The following is a 15,633-nucleotide window of genomic DNA, read 5'->3' as shown; positions in this document are numbered from 1 at the left end:
GCGAAGCGGTTCTGGCTAGGCGCTGTGTCGCAGGCAGTACGAGCAGTACGACAAGACACAGCAACGACGCCAGAAGAGTTTTGTTAGCCGCTCTTACTGCGTGGCCCAGGCGGCAAAGCGCTTCTCCAACGCCTCGCCCTGGTCGGCCCAGAAGCCCACGCTGAACTGCAGCGCCTCCTTGGCGTTGGTGGCCGAGGTGGGCAGGTCGTCCAGCACCTTTTTGTCGAGCGACGCCAGCGCCTTGCTGTTGGCCGGGCCGTAGGCAATGTTCTGCGCGTAGGCCGCTTGCTGCGGCGTCTGCATGGTGAAGGCGATGAACTTCACAGCCGCATCCTTGTTGGGTGTGCCCTTGGGGATGGCCCAGTAGTCCAGGTCGTAGATGCCGCCGGGCCAGTAGATCTTGAGGTTGCGGCCTTCGCGGTTGGCGGCGTCGATGCGGCCGTTGAACACCGTCGTCAGCGCCACATCGCCCGCCACCAGAAACTGGGGCGCCTGGGCACCGGCCTCCCACCACTGGATGCTGGGCTTGAGTTCAGTCAGCTTCTTGAAGGCGCGGTCGGCGCCGTCCTTCGTGGCCAGCACCTTGTACACGTCGGCGGGCTTCACGCCGTCGGCCAACAGCGCAAATTCGAGGTTGTAGCGCGCGCCCTTGCGCATGCCGCGCTTGCCGGGGATCTTCTTGGTGTCCCAGAAGTCGGCCCAGCTGGTGGGCGGGGTCTTGAGCTTGTCGCCGTTGTAGGCCATCACGGTGGACCACACGAAGATGCCCACGGCGCATTCGTGCACGGCGGCGGGCAGCAGGTCGGCCTTGGGCACGATCTTGCTGTAGTCCAGCTTTTCATACAGTCCCTCGTCGCAGCCGCGTGCGGCGTCGGGCGATTCGACCTCCACCACGTCCCAGGTCACCTTCTTGGTCTCGACCATGGCTTTGACCTTGGCCTGCTCGCCGTTGTATTCCACGGCCACGATCTTGGTGCCCTGCTTTTCGTAGGGCTCATAGAACGCCTTTTTCTGCGCATTGGCATTGGCGCCGCCAAAGTTCACGACAGTGAGTTGCTGCTGCGCAAAGCTGGGCAGGGTGACCAGGCAGGCAGCCAGCGATGCGCAGGCGATGAGGCTCTTTTTCATGGTGCAGATTTCCTTGGGTAGTGGAGGAACGGGGACAGGGATGGGAACGGAGATGTGAAAGGGGCGGTGGGGCGCAACGGGGTTTGCAACACCCTCACACGGCGTAGATGCGCGTGGCGGCGGGCGGGAACTCCAGCAGCACCTGGTCGCCCGGCTGCGCGTGGCTGGTGCCCAGCGGCGACAAGGCCCGCTTGACCGTGGCCGGCTCCTGGCCATGGCCCAGCTCGCAGACCAGGCGCAGGTGGTCGCCGTAGTAAATGGTGCGCGCCACAGTGGCCGGGATGGCGTTGGGCCGGGGGTATTCGGACTGCGGGTGCAGCACGATGCGCTCGGGCCGCACGCAGGCCTGCACCCGCGCGCCCACGGGGGCTTGGTTCACGTTGATGCCGGGCAGCAGAAAGCCGCCGGGCATCTGGATGGCCGCGTCGGCCCCCGCACCCTGCAGCGTGCCCGAGAGCACGGTGCTGTCGCCCACAAAGCCCGCCACAAAGCGGTTGCTGGGCGTTTCATACAGGCTCTCCACATCGGCCAGCTGCTGGATCACGCCTTCGTTGAACACGGCCACGCGGTCGCTCATGGTCAGGGCCTCGCCCTGGTCGTGTGTCACGTACACAAAGGTCACGCCCAGCTGGCGGTGCAGCTCTTTCAGCTCGATCTGCATGTGCTCGCGCAGCTGCTTGTCGAGCGCGCCCAGGGGCTCGTCCATCAGCACCAGCTGCGGGTTGAACACCAGCGCGCGCGCCAGCGCCACGCGCTGCTGCTGGCCGCCCGACAGGCGTGCGGGCAGTCGGTCTGCCATGCCGCCGAGGCGCACCATGTCCAGCGCCTTCTTCACGCGTTCGGCCTGCTCGGCCTTGGGCACCTTGCGCACCGTCAGCGGGTAGGCCACGTTCTCGCCCACGGTGAGGTGGGGGAACAGCGCGTAGTTCTGGAACACCATGCCAAAGTTGCGCTTGTGCGGCGGCGTGCGCGTGATCTGCTTGCCATCGAGCAGGATGTCGCCCGCCGTGGGCGATTCGAACCCGGCCAGCATCATCAGCGTGGTGGTCTTGCCCGAGCCCGACGGGCCCAGCAGGCTCAAGAACTCGCCGCGCTGGATGTCCAGATCCAGCGCGCGCACCACGAGCTGCTCGCCGTCGTAGGTCTTTTGCACGCCGGTAAAGCGCACCAGGGGTTCGGCAGGCTGGTTCATGGCGGGCGGTGCCTGGTAGGTGGAGTGAAGGGCCGGGCGCATGTCAGTGCGTGGCCGCAGCCACGGCCTCCAGGCTGTCGGCCAGGATGGCCAGGCCCTCGTGCAGCAGCTCGTCCGAGGCGGTCAGCGGCACCAGGATGCGGATCACATTGCCATGCGTGCCGCACGACAGCAGGATCAGCCCGCGCCGCGCGGCCTCGGCCACCACCTGCTTGGTCAGGGCGGCGTCGGGGCGGCTGAGGTCGCCGTTCTCGAACAACTCAATCGCCACCATGGCGCCCAGGCCGCGCACGTCGCCAATGGCAGGCACCTTGGCTGCGGTGTCTTTGAGGCTGCGCACCAGCAGCGCGCCCATGTCCTGGCTGCGGGCCAGCAGCTTTTCTTGTGCAAAGGCCTCGATCACGGCCAGCGCGGCGGCGCAGGCCACGGGGCTGCCTGCGTAGGTGCCACCCAGGCCACCGGGGGCGGGGGCATCCATCACATCGGCCCGGCCCACCACGCCTGCCAGCGGGAAGCCGCCCGCCAGCGACTTGGCCGTGGTGATCAGGTCGGGCGCCACGGGCCACTGTTCGCTGGCAAACCAGGTGCCGGTGCGGCCTGCGCCGGTCTGCACTTCGTCGGCAATCAGCAGAATGCCGTAGCGGTCGGCCAGCGCCTTCAGGCCGCTGATGAATTCGGGTGGGGCGACGTAGAAGCCGCCTTCGCCCTGCACTGGCTCGACGATGAAGGCCGCCACGCGCTCGGGCTCGATGTCGTTCTTGAAGATCAGCTCCACCGAGTGCAGCGCCTGCTCCACGCTCACGCCGTGCAGCGCATTGGGGAACAGCGCGTGGTATGTCTCACCCGGGAATGGGCCAAACCCCGTCTTGTACGGAACGACCTTACCGGTGAGGCCCAGCGTGAGGTTGGTGCGGCCGTGGTAGCCGCCGGTGAAGGCGATCACGCCAGGGCGCTTGGTGTAGGCGCGGGCGATCTTGATGGCGTTTTCCACGGCCTCAGCGCCCGTGGTGAGCAGCAGGCTCTTTTTGGCAAACGCGCCGGGGGCCAGCGTGTTCAGGCGCTCGCACACTTCCACGTAGGGCTCGTACGCCACCACCTGAAAGCAGGTGTGGGTGTACAGGTCCAGCTGCGCCTTCACGGCGGCGATCACACCAGCGTGCAGGTGGCCGGTGTTGAGCACGGCGATGCCGCCGGCAAAGTCGATGAAGCGGCGGCCCTCCACATCCCACAGCTCGGCGTTGCGGGCCTTCTGGATGAAGAGGTCATGGGCCTGGCCCACGCCCCGGGCCACGGCGGCGTGGCGGCGGGTGAGGAGGGCGGCGTTGGTGAAGTGGCGGTCTTGCTGCATGGCGGTCGGCGTTGTGGTTGACGAGGAAATGAAGGAATGGGGCGGATTCTGGAAGTCGCGCCACACACCGTCCATGTACAGCGCAGCGCTGTTTGGCGCGCACTGTGCAGGTCTAGAATCCTGTACAGGCAATCCCTGATTTGGTGTGCGCCAAGCCGGTGCACAATTCGCCTCCTTTTTTCCCCTCCTGATGCTCACTCTCAGCCCGGACCTGCAGACACCGCTGGTCAGCCAGATCGTTGATGGGCTGCGGGGCCTGATCGTTGGGCAGGTGCTCAAACCCGGCAGCAAGCTCCCGTCCATCCGCGCTTTTGCCGCTGCGCATGGCGTGAGCGTGTTCACCGTGGTCGAGGCCTACGACCGCCTGGTGGCGCAGGGCTGGCTGGTGTCGCGCGCCAACGCGGGCTTTTTTGTGAAGCGGCGGGGCGACGAAGGCGCAGCGCCCGGGGCTGGTGCGCCAGCGCGGCCGGTGCCCCGTTTTGATGCGCGCTGGTACCTCAAACAAATTTTTGAAAACCGCAACCTGCCCATGAAGCCGGGCTGCGGCTGGCTGCCACACGACTGGCTGTTTGGCGATGCGGTCAAGCGCAGCATGCGCCAGCTGTCGTCCGATGGCCCGGAGCTGGACGGCTATGGCCTGCCGCACGGCCATATGGCCCTGCGCATGGTGGTGGCCGAATCACTGGCCGAGCACCACCTGGCGGTGGATGCCGAGCAGGTGCTGCTGACCCAGGGCTCCAGCCAGGCGCTGGACCTGGTGGCACGCCGCCTGGTCAAGCCTGGCGACGTGGTGCTGGTGGACGACCCCGGCTACCCCAACCTGCATTTCATGCTGCGCTTTGCGGGAGCGCAGGTGGTGGGCGTGCCGCGCACCCCCACGGGCTACGACCTGCCCGCGCTGGAGGCGCTGCTGGCCGCGCACCGCCCCACGGTGTTCTTCACCCAGCCGCGCCTGCAAAGCCCCACCTGCTCCATGGCATCGGTCGCGCACCTGCACCGGCTGCTGCAGCTGGCCGAGCAACATGGTTTTGCGCTGGTGGAAAACGACATCTACGCCGACATGGATTCGACCGTGCGTCCTTCGCTGGCCAGCCTGGACCAGCTCAGCCGCGTGGTCTACATCGGCAGCTTCTCCAAGACCATCTCGCCCAACCTGCGCACGGGCTATGTGGCGGCGCGGCGCGATCTGCTGGATGAGCTGGTGCAGCTCAAGATGATTTCGGGCCTGACGTCCTCCGAGATCACCGAGCGCATCACCTTCGGCGTGGTGACCGATGGCCGCTGGCGCAAGCACCTCAAGTCGCTGCGCGAGCGCCTGGCCGAGGCGCACCGCGCGGTGGGCCGGCGGCTGCTGAACCTGGGGTTTGAACTGTTCCACGAACCCGAGGCGGGCATGTACCTGTGGGCGCGCCACCCCGATCTGCCCGACAGCGCCGAGCTGTCGAAAGAGGCCACGGGCGCGGGCATCATGCTGGGCCCCGGCCAGCTCTTTCTGGTGGAGCCGCGCCCCACGGGGTGGCTGCGCTTCAATGTGTCGTTCAGCCAGGACGAGCGGCTGTGGCGCTTTCTGGAGCAACGCATCCTGCTGGGGCAGCAGGTGGCGGAGTGATGGGTGATTTCTTGAAGGTTTTTAGGCCGTTGCCGCGCTCTGGGCATGCCTTTTAAGCTATTAAATAGATAGCAATAGAGCCTGGCTCAGGGCCTGAAGAGGGCCGCCACAGCCCGCGTCAGCGGTCGATGATGCGCCGCGCAAACCGCTCCAGGTACTCCATCAGCTGCTCTGCCCCGGCCATGGCGTGCGCTTCGTCGCCGCTGGCAATGCCCTGGGCCAGTTGCATGTGGGCGCGCGCGCCTTCGGACACCTCGCCCTCGTGCTGGTAGGCGTACCAGAAGCGCCTGCACTGCACGATGAGCGGCTGCACACACTTGACGGCCGAATGGTTCTGGCTGGCCTGGTGCACCACCACGTCCAGCGCGTGGTCGGCCTGCATGTAGTCGTCCAGGTGGCCGCGTGCGGCGGCTTCCACCATCTTTTCGGCGCACTGCACGATGGCCTGGCGCTGTGGTGCCGTGGCGCGGCGCGCGGCGCACGATGCTATCAGGCGCTCCAGCACGCGGCGGGTCTGGATCACGTCCAGGTGGTCGGCCAGGTCGATGTGCGACACCAGCAGCCCGCGCCGGGGCTGCTGCGCAATCAGCCCGATGGAGACCATGCGCAGCAGCGCCTCGCGCACGGGGGTGCGGCCGAGGCCTGTGCTTTCCACAATCTCGGCCTCCACCACCGGCGAGCCAGGCTGCAGCTGCAGGGTGGAGATCATGGCCTCGATGGCGTCATAGGCCACGTCGGCCGCACGCCGTTTGGGCGCGGGGTCTCGCTGGGTGGGGGCACTGCGGGTGGTCATGGAGCGGCTATTGAGAGGATCGGGGGAAGCGCGGACCGCATCTTAGTGGCTTGCGGTAGCGGCCCCGCTGCCATCAGGCCAGGCTGGCGCCCGCCTTGCGCAGCTCGGCAATCTGCGGTGCCTTGGGCAGCCACAATTTGTCAAACTCCTGGATGGTGCTGTCGGGGTTGAAGGCCGATGCTGTCTTGAACGCGATGGACGTGCCCTTGAACTTCTCGATCAGCCCGGCCTCGGTGGTCACGATGTCGTTGATCTGCGCATCGAGCGACTGGGCCACCAGCTTGCGGATGATGTCCTTGTCCTTGGCGTCCAGCCCTTGCCAGATGCGGCCGGAGACCAGCGGAGCAAACGGCATGAACAGCGCATTCATCTGCAGCAGCGTCTTGGCCACCTTGTCGAAGCGCTGGTTCCACGAGAACTCGATGTCGGCCTCCAGCCCGTCCACCTGACCATTGCTCATCGCATCGAACACCTGGGGTGTGGGGATGGGCGTGGGGGCGGCGCCCAGCATTTGATAAAAGTCGCGGTACACGGGCGTGGGGTTGATGCGCAGCTTCATACCCTTGATGTCGGTGGGCAGGTTGATGTCCTTGGTGGAGAAAACGGCGCGCATGCCGGTGATGCCCCAGCCCAGGCCGATGGTGCCGGTCTCGCGCGGCAGCACCTCCAGCAGCTTGGTGGCGGCGGGGTGTTTGACCAGCTTGGCCACGGCGGGCGTGGAGCGCACGAGGTAGGGTGCGTTGATGGCCGCGATGCTCGACACCCGCGAGCCCAGCTCGGCCGCCTGGATCCAGCCCATGTCGAGCGCGCCGGACTGCAGCTGCTGCATCATCGCGGCCTCGTTGCCCAACTGGCCCGAGTGGAAGACGGTGACGCTCAGGCGGCCGTCGGTTTCCTTCTTCAGCGCCTCGCCAAACTGCAGCGCAGCGCGGTTCCAGGAGTGGCCTGCGGGCGTTATCAGGCCCAGGCGGAATTCCTTGGCATCTGCTGCCCGCACCAGGGCTGGAAAGCCCAGCCCCGTGACGGCGGCTGCGGCCACGGCGTGGCGCTGGATGAAGTGGCGGCGGGAGACTGGGCGGGCAGGCTGGGTCGTCATGGTGAACTCCGTGTGAAAGAACGTTGGGACGGGGACGGATCTGTCGGACGGCATGCCCCGCTACTTGAGCAGGCCGAGCGACAGGCTGGGGAACAGCGACAACATCACCAGCGCCACGCAGCTGATGATGAAAAACGGCAGGGTCACGATGAACATCTTTCCGGGCTTGGCCCCGGTGACGGCCGACGCGACAAAAAAGCTCAGGCCCACGGGCGGGGTCATCAGCCCCAGCACCAGGTTGACGACGATCACCACGCCAAAGTGGCGCGGGTCGATGTGATAGACCTCGGTGGCAATCGGCAGCAGGATGGGCGCGGTCATGATGAGACCGGGGATGCCGTCGATCACCGTGCCGATGACCAGCAGAATGACGTTGGTCAGCAGCAGGAAGGTGACCGGGTCGTGCGCCACGGTCTGCACCCAGGCGGCCACCATCTGCGGCACCTTGCCGTAGATCAGCAGCCACGAGAACACGGCCGCCGCCGCCACCAGAAACAGCACGATGGCCGAGTAGATCGCCGAGCGCAGCAGGATGGCGGGCATGGCGCTGAAGCGGAATTCCTTGGTCACATACCGGCCCACCAGGGCCGAGACCAGCGCGCCCACGGCAGCCGATTCGGTGGGGTTGGCCACGCCACTCAGGATGGAGCCGACGATGATGATGGGAATGAGCAGCGTGGGGCTGGCCTGCACCACGGTGCGTGCGCGCTGGGCCAGCGTGCGCTTTTCGCTGCGCGGGTAGTTGTAGACAAAACCCATGAGCGCGATCACGACAAAGAACAGCAGCGTGAGCAGCACGCCGGGCAGGATGCCAGCAATCAGCATGTCGCCCACAGCCACCTGGGCCAGCACGCTGTAGACCACAAACATCACCGAGGGCGGAATGATGGGCCCCAGCATGCCGCCATACACCGTGAGGCCTGCGGCAAAGGTCTTGTCGTAGCCCTGCTTCTCCATCTCGGGCACCATGACCTGCGACATGATGGCCACCTGCGCAGTGGCCGAGCCGATGATGGACGACACCAGCATGTTGGCCAGGATGTTCACGTAGGCCAGGCCCCCTTTGACCGAGCCGATGAAAGCCATCGACAGGTCCACCAGCCGCCGCGTGATGCCGCCGCTGTTCATGATCTCGCCGATCAGGATGAACAGTGGGATGGCGATGAGGCCATAGCTGTCTACCCCGCCGAACATCTGCATGGGGAAGGACTGGAACAGCACCGGGCTGTCGATGCTGAGGATGTACACCGCGCCCGACAGGCACAGGCACACGCCGATGGGCACACCCACCATCAAGGCGGCGAGGAAGAACAGGGTGGTGATCATGGTCGGGGCTCGGTGGGTTTGCAGGGGAGCGTTCAGTTCACGGCGTCGGCGTTGACCACGTCAAAGCCTGCGTGCTGCACACGCTCTGCGGCGCCCATGTCTTCGAGCAGGTTGGCTAGCGCATGCACGCTGAAGGTGGCCGAGAAGATCGGCAGGATCAGCTGCAGCACCCAGGTGGGCCAGTTCAGCGTCTGGGTGCGCTCGGTGTAGAGGAAGTTGAAGCTCTCGGCCGCAAACTCTTTGGCGTCAAAGCCGTAGCGTGCAATGCCGATGGGGTCCATCCACACCCAGCACATCACCAGCATGGCCAGGCCAAACAGCAGCACGCCGGATGTGGCCACCACCTTGAACGCCTGGGCTCCCCGCGCGCCGAGGTGGTCGGTCAGCATGGTCACGGCAAAGTCCATGCGCAGCCGCGTCATGATCGAGGCGCCCACAAAGGTCAGCCACACAACGGTGTAGACCGCCGCCTCGTCCACCCAATAGATGGGCATGCCGGTGTAGCGCGTGACCACGTTGAGCAGGATGAGCAGCACCAGCAGCGTCATCAGGCCGGTGAGCACCTGCCGCTCGGTGCGCAGGATGTGCGAAGACAGCGCCAGCACCCAGCGAACAGGTGCACGCGGCGTGGCAGCGGGTGGTGGGGCGGGGCTGTGGGATGAAGGCATGGTGCGGTGCGCTGTGGATGGGTTGGGCGGGGCGGCTTTGCTATGCGGAGTTTTTAATATCTGATTGATATATTTGCAAGCAAGATGGATGCCTGTTCATAGCGGGTCGTGGGGTCGCGCTGCGGGGCTGGAGAAAAGGCAGCCGCTCAGGCAGGCGGCACTGCGCTGGCGTCTTCCGGCGCAGGCCCGCCACAGGCGGCCAGGGTGCCGATGCGTGCAGGCGCCAGCAGGTGGCGGGGCGCGGTCGGTGTCCACCCAAACAGGTGCTGTGTGGCCGCCCCGCAGATGCGCCCTTGGCAGGCCCCCATGCCGCAGCGGGTGTGCAACTTGGCGTCGATCCAGCCTTGGCGTGGTGCCAGGTCGGCATAGGCCACGTCTTCACAGCGGCACACGAGGGTGTCGTGCCGGGGCAGGGCCTTGAGCTGCTCGTTCAGCACAAACGAAGTCTGCAGTGCCTGGGCAAAACCTTCCCAGCGCGCAAGCTGCAGGCGCAGTGCCTGGGCCTGCTGTACATGGCCCGCTGCCACATGGCCTGCGATGGCGCCCTGCACCAAGGCACGTTCGCTGCCGCCAAAGCCCGTGCTTTCCCCGGCCGCCAACACGCCCGGCACCGTGGTGCGCATCTGCGAATCCACCGCCAGGCCCAGGCCGCCGCTCAGCGGTCCGCCCAGCGTGCAACCGAGCAACTGGCCCAGCTGGGTGTTGGGCACCAGCCCAAAGCCGCAGGCGATGCGGTCGCAGGCGATAGTTTCTTCTGCATGCACACCCTTGCGCAGCCGCACGGACTGCACCTGGGTGGTGCCCTGTGCCTCCAGCACATGGGTGCTTGCGCGCAAGCCAGGGTGAATCAAGGTGAGCGCCTGCAGCGCCTTGGCTGGCCAGCGTGGCAGTTGTGCCGCAAAGCCCGCGAGCGCTGCCCAGGGGGCCTGCTCGGCAATGCGCACCACGGTGGCGCCCGCCTGTGTGGCTGTGGCGGCGGCCGCCAGCAGCAGCGGGCCGGTACCTGCGATCACGATGCGCTGGCCGCGCACGTCCAGCCCTGCCTTGATGAGGGCCTGCAGCGCGCCCGCGCCCGTCACGCCGGGCAAAGTCCAGCCCGGGAAGGGCAACAGCAGCTCGCGTGCGCCGGTGCACAGGATGATGCGGTGGCTGTGCTGGGTCCAGCCCCGGTCGACGTCCTCCAGCAGCAGGGCGGGGGCCTTGTCTGTGGGTTGATTGGTTCCCAGCCCCACTACCCGGGTGCCGGACAGCACGCGGATGTTGGGGTGTCGGGCAAGGTCGGTACGGTGTTGCTGCGCTAGCGGGGGCAGGGCCACCTGCGGGCCATCGCGCCAGATCTGGCCGCCGGGCTGGGGGTTATCGTCCACCACCGTGATGGCGGCGCCGCTGGGGGCCGCCGCCAGTGCTGCTGCCATGCCTGCTGGGCCCGCGCCGATGATGAGGACGTCGCAGCGTTCGTGCATGGGGGCTGGTGCAAGCATGGGGGTCAGGGGCATGGCGTGGCGCTCCCGGGGGCCGTGCCTGCATCGGTGTCGATGGCCATGCCTTCGACGCACACCGTCTGGCAGGCGAGGCGGATGCGGCCCTGGATGCGCACGCGGCATTCGTGGCACACGCCCATGCCACACAGCGGCGCGCGCGCCTCTCCAGTGACCGAGGTGCGGGTGGTGCCCGGCGGTTGTTGCGCCAGCGCGGCGGCCACGCTGGTGAGCGCTGGCACTTGCCGGGGAATTCCGTTCACGACGATCTGCACGGTCGGGGTGTGGGAGGCGGGGCGCGTCATGCAGCACCCCACGAATCAAAACGCTGCGCGGCGTAGGGCATGGGGTCGATGGGCGGTGTACTGCCGGTGATTTGCGCAGCCAGCAGCTGTGCGGTGGTGGGGGCCGTGGTTACGCCCAGCCCCTCATGGCCCACGGCCAGCCACAGGTGGGGGTGCGCAGGGTGCGGGCCGATGATGGGCAGGCTGTCGGGCGTGGCAGCGCGAAAACCCGTCCAAGTACGAATCGCGTTCAGGTCCGCCAGGCCGGGCAGGTAGCCGAGCGCGCGCTGCAGCATGCGCGCGAGCACGGCGTTGTTGACGGCCGGGTCGGTGGTGTCGAACTCGCGCGACGAGCCGATCAGCAACTGCCCCGTGGGCCGGGGCTGCACGTTGAAGGCCACCGAGGTGCCATCGCTGTGGTGGGCGCTGGTGATGTAGCCCAGCTCCACCAACTGGTGGTGCACGGTGCCGGGGTAGCGGTCTGTGATGACGAGGTGGCCCTTTTTGGGGCGCAGCGGCAGGCCGGGGCACAGCTGCGGGGCCTGGATGCCACTGGCCAGCAAGATGGCGCCAGCGCTGCGGTGGCTGCCGTCGCGCAGGGTGACGGTGTGGCCGTCGATCTGCGTGGCTTCGGCCTGCTCGACCACCACGGTGCCATGCGCTGCGGCCTGGGTCACCAACCACCGGGCGGCACGCGGGGCATAAACCACGCTGTCGCCCTGTACCTTGAGCGCGCCCGCCAGGCCGGGGCGCAGCGCCGGTTCTGCGCGGGCTAGGGCTGCGGCATCCAGCATCTCGCAGGCCACGCCTTGTGCGTGCAAAGTAGAACGCTTGGTGTGCGCGGCCTGCAGCTCTTCCTCGTCGGCGGCCAGCCAGAGCGTGCCGCAGGCGGTGAAGGAGCAGCCTGCATCCATCTGTGGTGCCCAGGCGTGCCAGAGGTCGAGCGACGATTTGCTCAGCGCCAGCTCAGCCGGGTTGTCATCCATCACCACCAGATGGCCCATGCCCGCCGCCGTGGCACCGCCCAGGCGCGCATCGATGATTCGCACCGACAGGCCCGCTCGCGCCAGCGCATGGGCACAGGCAGCACCGACGATGCCAGCGCCGATCACAAGGACGTCGGTGGTTTGCATGGAGCCTGTGCGGTGGAAAAACGTGGTTTACAGCCGGATGCCCCAGCCGAACGGGTCTGCATCGTCGATCAGCAGGGTCGCTTCAGCGCTCATGTAGGCGCGGCCACGCAAGGTGGGGATGAGCTTGCCATCGTCCTGCAGCGTGTAGCTGGCCTCGAACTGGCTGCCGATGATGCTGGCCTGGCGCCACACCTGGCCCGGCTGCAGCTTGCCATCGGTGGCCAGGCAGGCAATCTTGGCGCTGGTGCCGGTGCCACAGGGGGAGCGGTCGTAGGCCTTGCCGGGGCACAGCACGTAGTTGCGGCTGTCCGCAGGCACATAGGCGGGATCAGCGGCACTGTCGTCATCAGCGAAGAGTTCGATATGGTCGATCTCACCGCCGTTGTCGCCGCGAATGCCCTGGTCCTTCAGGGCCTGCTGCACCGCGTAGGTGTAGTGCATCAGCGCCTCCAGGTTGTCGCTGGCCACGCGCTGGCCGTGGTCCGAGATCAAAAAGAACCAGTTGCCGCCCCAGGCCACATCACCCACCACGCGGCCATAGCCGGGTACATCCACCGCCAGCTGGTGGTGCAGGCGGTAGGCGGGCACATTGCGCACGCTCACCGATCCATCGGTGTGCAAGGTCGTGGTGACGGTGCCCACCGGCGTTTCGATGCGGTGATCGCCAGGCTGGATGCGGCCCATGTAGGCCAGTGATGCGACCAGGCCAATCGTGCCGTGGCCACACATGCCAAGGTAGCCGCTGTTGTTGAAGAAGATCACGCCCGCCGCGTTGGCGGGGTCTTGCGGTGCGCAGAGCAGCGCGCCCACCACCACGTCGCTGCCGCGCGGCTCCAGCACGGTGGCGGCGCGCCAGTCATCGTGCTCGCGCGCCAGGCGCTCGCGCCGCTCGGCCATGCTGCCCGTACCCAGGTCAGGGAAGCCGCCGATGACGAGCCGTGTGGGCTCGCCGCCGGTGTGGGAGTCAAGGATCTGGATGCGTTTCATGGTGGCGTGTGGATCGGGTTGTGTGGTTCTTGGCGAAATCAAATCGTAGCGGGCGCGTGATGAGGCGCCGCCCCTGCCAGTGCCCCCGCGCAAGGGCCGCCCTGCCGCGCTGGGGGCGTTCCCCCCTTCGGGGGAAGGCGCCGCAGGCGACTCAGGGGGGCTTAGTAGCTTGCCAAAGGCACAGGCGCAGCATTGCGGAAGGTCAGCACCGTGATGGGCGCCTGCTTGAGGTTGCCCTTGTCATCGTAGGCGTAGGTGCCCGCCACGCCCTGGTGGCTGGATTGCAGCATCTGCGCGCCCACCTTGGCAGGCTGGGTGGAGTTGGCTTTCTGCATCGCGTCGGCCATGAACATCACCTGGTCGTAGTAGGAAGCGGCATACGCGTCGGCATCGAGCTTGAAGCGCGCTTTGTACTTGGCCTTGAAGGCTGGGCCGTTGGCCACCTTGTCGAGCATGGTGCCGCCTTGGGCGCAGACCACGGTGTCGTTCACGGCCTCGCCGCCCAGCTTGCCCACTTCGGGGCTGCACAGGGTGTCGCCACCCAGCAGCTTGGCGGTAAGGCCCAGTTGCTTCATCTGCCGTGCCATGGGCGCGGCCTGGGGCGCGTAGCCGCCAAAGAAGATGGCCTGGGGCTGCTTGGCCTTGAGGCTGGTGAGGATGGAAAGGAAGTCCGTGGATTTGTCGGTGGTGAACTCCTGGCCCACCACCGTCAGGCCTTGTTTCTTGGCCTCTTTGGTGAACTGGTCGGCCACACCCTGGCCGAAGGCGGTGCGGTCGTCGATCACGGCCACCTGCTTCACCTTGAGCACCTGGGCGGCATAGATGGCCATGTTGGAGCCGATCTGGGTATCGCTGGCAATGATGCGGAACAGGTTCTTGTAGCCGCCCTCCGTCACCTTGGGGTTGGTGCCCACCGTGGACACCATCGCGCCGCCGTCGTTGTAGACCCGCGATGCCGGGATGGCCACGCCCGAGCAGTAGGGGCCCATGACAAACTTGACGCCGCTGTCCACCAGCTTTTGCGCCACGCTCACGCCGGTGCGGGCGTCACACTGGTCGTCTTCCGACACGAGCTCAAATTTCAGCGTCTTGCCCTCGACCACGATCTTTTTCGCGTTGAGTTCCTCGATGGCCAGGCGCACGCCGTTCTCGTTGTCCTTGCCGGCAAAGGCGTTGGGGCCCGAAAGCGGCCCGCTGTGGCCGATCTTGACGACCTGCTCCTGGGCGCTGGCATGGTGGGCAGTGCCCGCCAGCAGCAGGGCTGCAATGGCAGCGGGCGTGAGCGTCCGAAATCCGAAAGATGCACGTGTCATGGAAAACCTCTTGTGTGTGCGTGATGGAAAAGGCCGGTGTCTCGTCCGGCCCGGTGACAGGGTCGTGGTGGCTTGTCAGGCTACAGACTGGTACTTGGTCGGGCGGGTTTCGAGTGCCTTGCGGACCACGCGCTCGACAAATGCACGCTCTTCGCCCACCAGTGGCAGGCGGGGGCGGCGCATGTGTTCGGTGCCCACACCCACCAGCAGGTCGATGAGCTTGAGGTTCTGCACCAGCTTGTTGGACACATCCAGGTGCAGCATGGGTGTCATCCACTGGTACAGCGGCAGCGCCTCGGCAAACTTACCGGCCTTCATCAGGTCGTACAGCGCCACGGTTTCGCGGGGGAAGGCGCAGCCCACGCCGGCCAGCAGGCCGTCGCAGCCCAAGGCCAGGCCTTCGTAGGCCAGGTCGTCCACGCCCAGGAAGAGCTGGTAGCGGTTGCCTACGGTATTGCGCAGGTCGGTGATGCGGCGGATGTCGCCCGTGCTCTCCTTGATGGCGGCAATCCATTCGCAGTCGGCCAGCTCCAGCATGTGCTCGGGCTTCAGGTCCACGCGGTAGGCCACAGGGTTGTTGTAGACCATGAGCGGGCGCTGGGCTGCAGCCGCCATGGCACGCACATTGGCCATGGCCTCGCGGGCGTCGGCCACGTAGATCACCGAGGGCATGACCATGTAGCCCGCCACGCCCAGTTTGTTGGCGCCGTCGATGTAGCGCAGGGCCTCGCGGGTGCTGGTTTCGGACACATTGGCCAGCACAGGTACGCGGCCGTCGGCCGCTTCCAGGGCGATCTTGGCGACCTGGAGCTTTTCTTCCAGGCTGAGGGTGCTGGCTTCGCCCAGCGAGCCGCAGGTGACCAAGCCGTGGATGCCGTTGCGGATCTGGAAGTCGATGTGGCGGGCCGTGCCTTCGGCGTCGATGGACTCGTCAGCGTGGAACTTGGTGGTGATGGCGGGGAAGATGCCTTGCCAGCGGGGTTGGGGATTCATGGAAGCGTGCTCCGGGTGGGTGAAGAATTTAAGTATGTTGTAAATATATTAAAGAAATATTTGAAATGCAATGGGCGTTTTCATCTTTTTGCAATGCGTGAGGAACGCTGCCTGACTGCGGAGATATGCGATCGGATGGGGCGTATGGGAGTGGGTATCGGCCGGTAGCTCGGCGGTGTCGCTCTCCAGCCACGGGCTGCAAGGCGCCAAACCTATAATGAAAGGTTGGTCCCCATAGGGGCAGCGACAGGCAGCGCACAGGCGCGGGTCCTGCGGTCTGCCTGC

14 protein-coding genes are annotated in these 15,633 nt (G+C 66.5%); 1 reads left to right on the top strand and 13 read right to left on the bottom strand.

Annotated elements, in window-relative coordinates; all coding sequences use genetic code 11:
- Positions 1–93: 93 nt before the first annotated feature.
- From ACSQ3O_RS14295 to gabT, 3 genes are all read right to left on the bottom strand, one after another.
- Positions 94–1,128: an ABC transporter substrate-binding protein gene (locus tag ACSQ3O_RS14295; RefSeq protein WP_436139367.1), complete on the bottom strand. Its 1,035-nt coding sequence runs from the start codon at positions 1,126–1,128 to the stop codon at positions 94–96.
- A 94-nt stretch (positions 1,129–1,222) separates the two neighbouring features.
- On the bottom strand, positions 1,223–2,320 hold the full coding sequence (locus tag ACSQ3O_RS14290) for an ABC transporter ATP-binding protein (protein WP_060985892.1): 1,098 nt from the start codon (positions 2,318–2,320) through the stop codon (positions 1,223–1,225).
- Positions 2,321–2,363: 43 nt separating this feature from the next.
- Positions 2,364–3,668 carry a 4-aminobutyrate--2-oxoglutarate transaminase gene (gene gabT / locus ACSQ3O_RS14285; RefSeq protein ID WP_436139366.1) on the bottom strand — a complete coding sequence of 435 codons (1,305 nt, stop codon included), beginning with the start codon at positions 3,666–3,668 and terminating at the stop codon, positions 2,364–2,366.
- Positions 3,669–3,858: 190 nt separating this feature from the next.
- On the opposite strand from gabT, the gene ACSQ3O_RS14280 reads away from it, so the two are divergent.
- A complete protein-coding gene (locus tag ACSQ3O_RS14280) occupies positions 3,859–5,277 on the top strand; it encodes a PLP-dependent aminotransferase family protein (protein WP_436139365.1) in 1,419 nt (472 codons plus the stop codon).
- Between the two features lie 118 nt (positions 5,278–5,395).
- On the opposite strand, the gene ACSQ3O_RS14275 is transcribed toward ACSQ3O_RS14280, so the two are convergent.
- The 10 genes from ACSQ3O_RS14275 to ACSQ3O_RS14230 all read right to left on the bottom strand — a co-directional run bounded on the left by ACSQ3O_RS14275 (position 5,396) and on the right by ACSQ3O_RS14230 (position 15,348).
- A complete protein-coding gene (locus ACSQ3O_RS14275; RefSeq protein WP_137745616.1) occupies positions 5,396–6,070 on the bottom strand; it encodes a GntR family transcriptional regulator in 675 nt (224 codons plus the stop codon).
- 73 nt (positions 6,071–6,143) lie between these two features.
- Positions 6,144–7,166, bottom strand: coding sequence for a TRAP transporter substrate-binding protein (locus ACSQ3O_RS14270; protein WP_436139364.1), 1,023 nt, complete (start codon positions 7,164–7,166; stop codon positions 6,144–6,146).
- A gap of 60 nt (positions 7,167–7,226) precedes the next feature.
- Positions 7,227–8,492 carry a TRAP transporter large permease gene (locus ACSQ3O_RS14265; RefSeq protein ID WP_436139363.1) on the bottom strand — a complete coding sequence of 422 codons (1,266 nt, stop codon included), beginning with the start codon at positions 8,490–8,492 and terminating at the stop codon, positions 7,227–7,229.
- A gap of 32 nt (positions 8,493–8,524) precedes the next feature.
- Complete coding sequence (locus ACSQ3O_RS14260; RefSeq protein WP_436139362.1) at positions 8,525–9,160, bottom strand: TRAP transporter small permease; 636 nt, start codon at positions 9,158–9,160, stop codon at positions 8,525–8,527.
- Between the two features lie 146 nt (positions 9,161–9,306).
- Complete coding sequence (locus ACSQ3O_RS14255; RefSeq protein WP_436139361.1) at positions 9,307–10,656, bottom strand: FAD-dependent oxidoreductase; 1,350 nt, start codon at positions 10,654–10,656, stop codon at positions 9,307–9,309.
- The gene (locus ACSQ3O_RS14250; RefSeq protein ID WP_436139360.1) at positions 10,647–10,943 is read right to left on the bottom strand and encodes a 2Fe-2S iron-sulfur cluster-binding protein; all 297 of its coding nucleotides are present in this window, start codon (positions 10,941–10,943) and stop codon (positions 10,647–10,649) included. Before ACSQ3O_RS14250 ends, ACSQ3O_RS14255 begins: the two co-directional genes overlap by 10 nt.
- Positions 10,940–12,055 carry an NAD(P)/FAD-dependent oxidoreductase gene (locus ACSQ3O_RS14245; protein ID WP_436139359.1) on the bottom strand — a complete coding sequence of 372 codons (1,116 nt, stop codon included), beginning with the start codon at positions 12,053–12,055 and terminating at the stop codon, positions 10,940–10,942. Before ACSQ3O_RS14245 ends, ACSQ3O_RS14250 begins: the two co-directional genes overlap by 4 nt.
- 27 nt (positions 12,056–12,082) lie before the next feature.
- Positions 12,083–13,042, bottom strand: a complete 960-nt coding sequence (locus ACSQ3O_RS14240; RefSeq protein ID WP_436139358.1) for a 4-hydroxyproline epimerase — start codon at positions 13,040–13,042, stop codon at positions 12,083–12,085.
- Between the two features lie 161 nt (positions 13,043–13,203).
- Positions 13,204–14,355: a branched-chain amino acid ABC transporter substrate-binding protein gene (locus tag ACSQ3O_RS14235; protein ID WP_436139357.1), complete on the bottom strand. Its 1,152-nt coding sequence runs from the start codon at positions 14,353–14,355 to the stop codon at positions 13,204–13,206.
- A gap of 75 nt (positions 14,356–14,430) precedes the next feature.
- A complete protein-coding gene (locus ACSQ3O_RS14230; protein ID WP_436139356.1) occupies positions 14,431–15,348 on the bottom strand; it encodes a dihydrodipicolinate synthase family protein in 918 nt (305 codons plus the stop codon).
- Positions 15,349–15,633 lie beyond the last annotated feature (285 nt).

This window comes from Acidovorax sp. LjRoot74, from assembly GCF_964254355.1.
GTDB lineage: Bacteria > Pseudomonadota > Gammaproteobacteria > Burkholderiales > Burkholderiaceae_C > Acidovorax.
The sequence above is the reverse complement of the archived record's forward strand: the minus strand, read 5'-3'. Positions and strand labels throughout refer to the sequence as shown.

What these genes read in the sequence shown, in the direction of transcription:
- ACSQ3O_RS14250 (WP_436139360.1), bottom strand. Translation starts at nt 10,943, where the DNA reads ATGACGCGCCCCGCCTCCCACACCCCGACCGTGCAGATCGTCGTGAAC.
- ACSQ3O_RS14290 (WP_060985892.1), bottom strand. Translation starts at nt 2,320, where the DNA reads ATGAACCAGCCTGCCGAACCCCTGGTGCGCTTTACCGGCGTGCAAAAG.
- ACSQ3O_RS14265 (WP_436139363.1), bottom strand. Translation starts at nt 8,492, where the DNA reads ATGATCACCACCCTGTTCTTCCTCGCCGCCTTGATGGTGGGTGTGCCC.
- ACSQ3O_RS14270 (WP_436139364.1), bottom strand. Translation starts at nt 7,166, where the DNA reads ATGACGACCCAGCCTGCCCGCCCAGTCTCCCGCCGCCACTTCATCCAG.
- ACSQ3O_RS14260 (WP_436139362.1), bottom strand. Translation starts at nt 9,160, where the DNA reads ATGCCTTCATCCCACAGCCCCGCCCCACCACCCGCTGCCACGCCGCGT.
- ACSQ3O_RS14280 (WP_436139365.1), top strand. Translation starts at nt 3,859, where the DNA reads ATGCTCACTCTCAGCCCGGACCTGCAGACACCGCTGGTCAGCCAGATC.
- ACSQ3O_RS14230 (WP_436139356.1), bottom strand. Translation starts at nt 15,348, where the DNA reads ATGAATCCCCAACCCCGCTGGCAAGGCATCTTCCCCGCCATCACCACC.
- ACSQ3O_RS14235 (WP_436139357.1), bottom strand. Translation starts at nt 14,355, where the DNA reads ATGACACGTGCATCTTTCGGATTTCGGACGCTCACGCCCGCTGCCATT.
- gabT (WP_436139366.1), bottom strand. Translation starts at nt 3,668, where the DNA reads ATGCAGCAAGACCGCCACTTCACCAACGCCGCCCTCCTCACCCGCCGC.
- ACSQ3O_RS14295 (WP_436139367.1), bottom strand. Translation starts at nt 1,128, where the DNA reads ATGAAAAAGAGCCTCATCGCCTGCGCATCGCTGGCTGCCTGCCTGGTC.
- ACSQ3O_RS14245 (WP_436139359.1), bottom strand. Translation starts at nt 12,055, where the DNA reads ATGCAAACCACCGACGTCCTTGTGATCGGCGCTGGCATCGTCGGTGCT.
- ACSQ3O_RS14275 (WP_137745616.1), bottom strand. Translation starts at nt 6,070, where the DNA reads ATGACCACCCGCAGTGCCCCCACCCAGCGAGACCCCGCGCCCAAACGG.
- ACSQ3O_RS14240 (WP_436139358.1), bottom strand. Translation starts at nt 13,042, where the DNA reads ATGAAACGCATCCAGATCCTTGACTCCCACACCGGCGGCGAGCCCACA.
- ACSQ3O_RS14255 (WP_436139361.1), bottom strand. Translation starts at nt 10,656, where the DNA reads ATGCCCCTGACCCCCATGCTTGCACCAGCCCCCATGCACGAACGCTGC.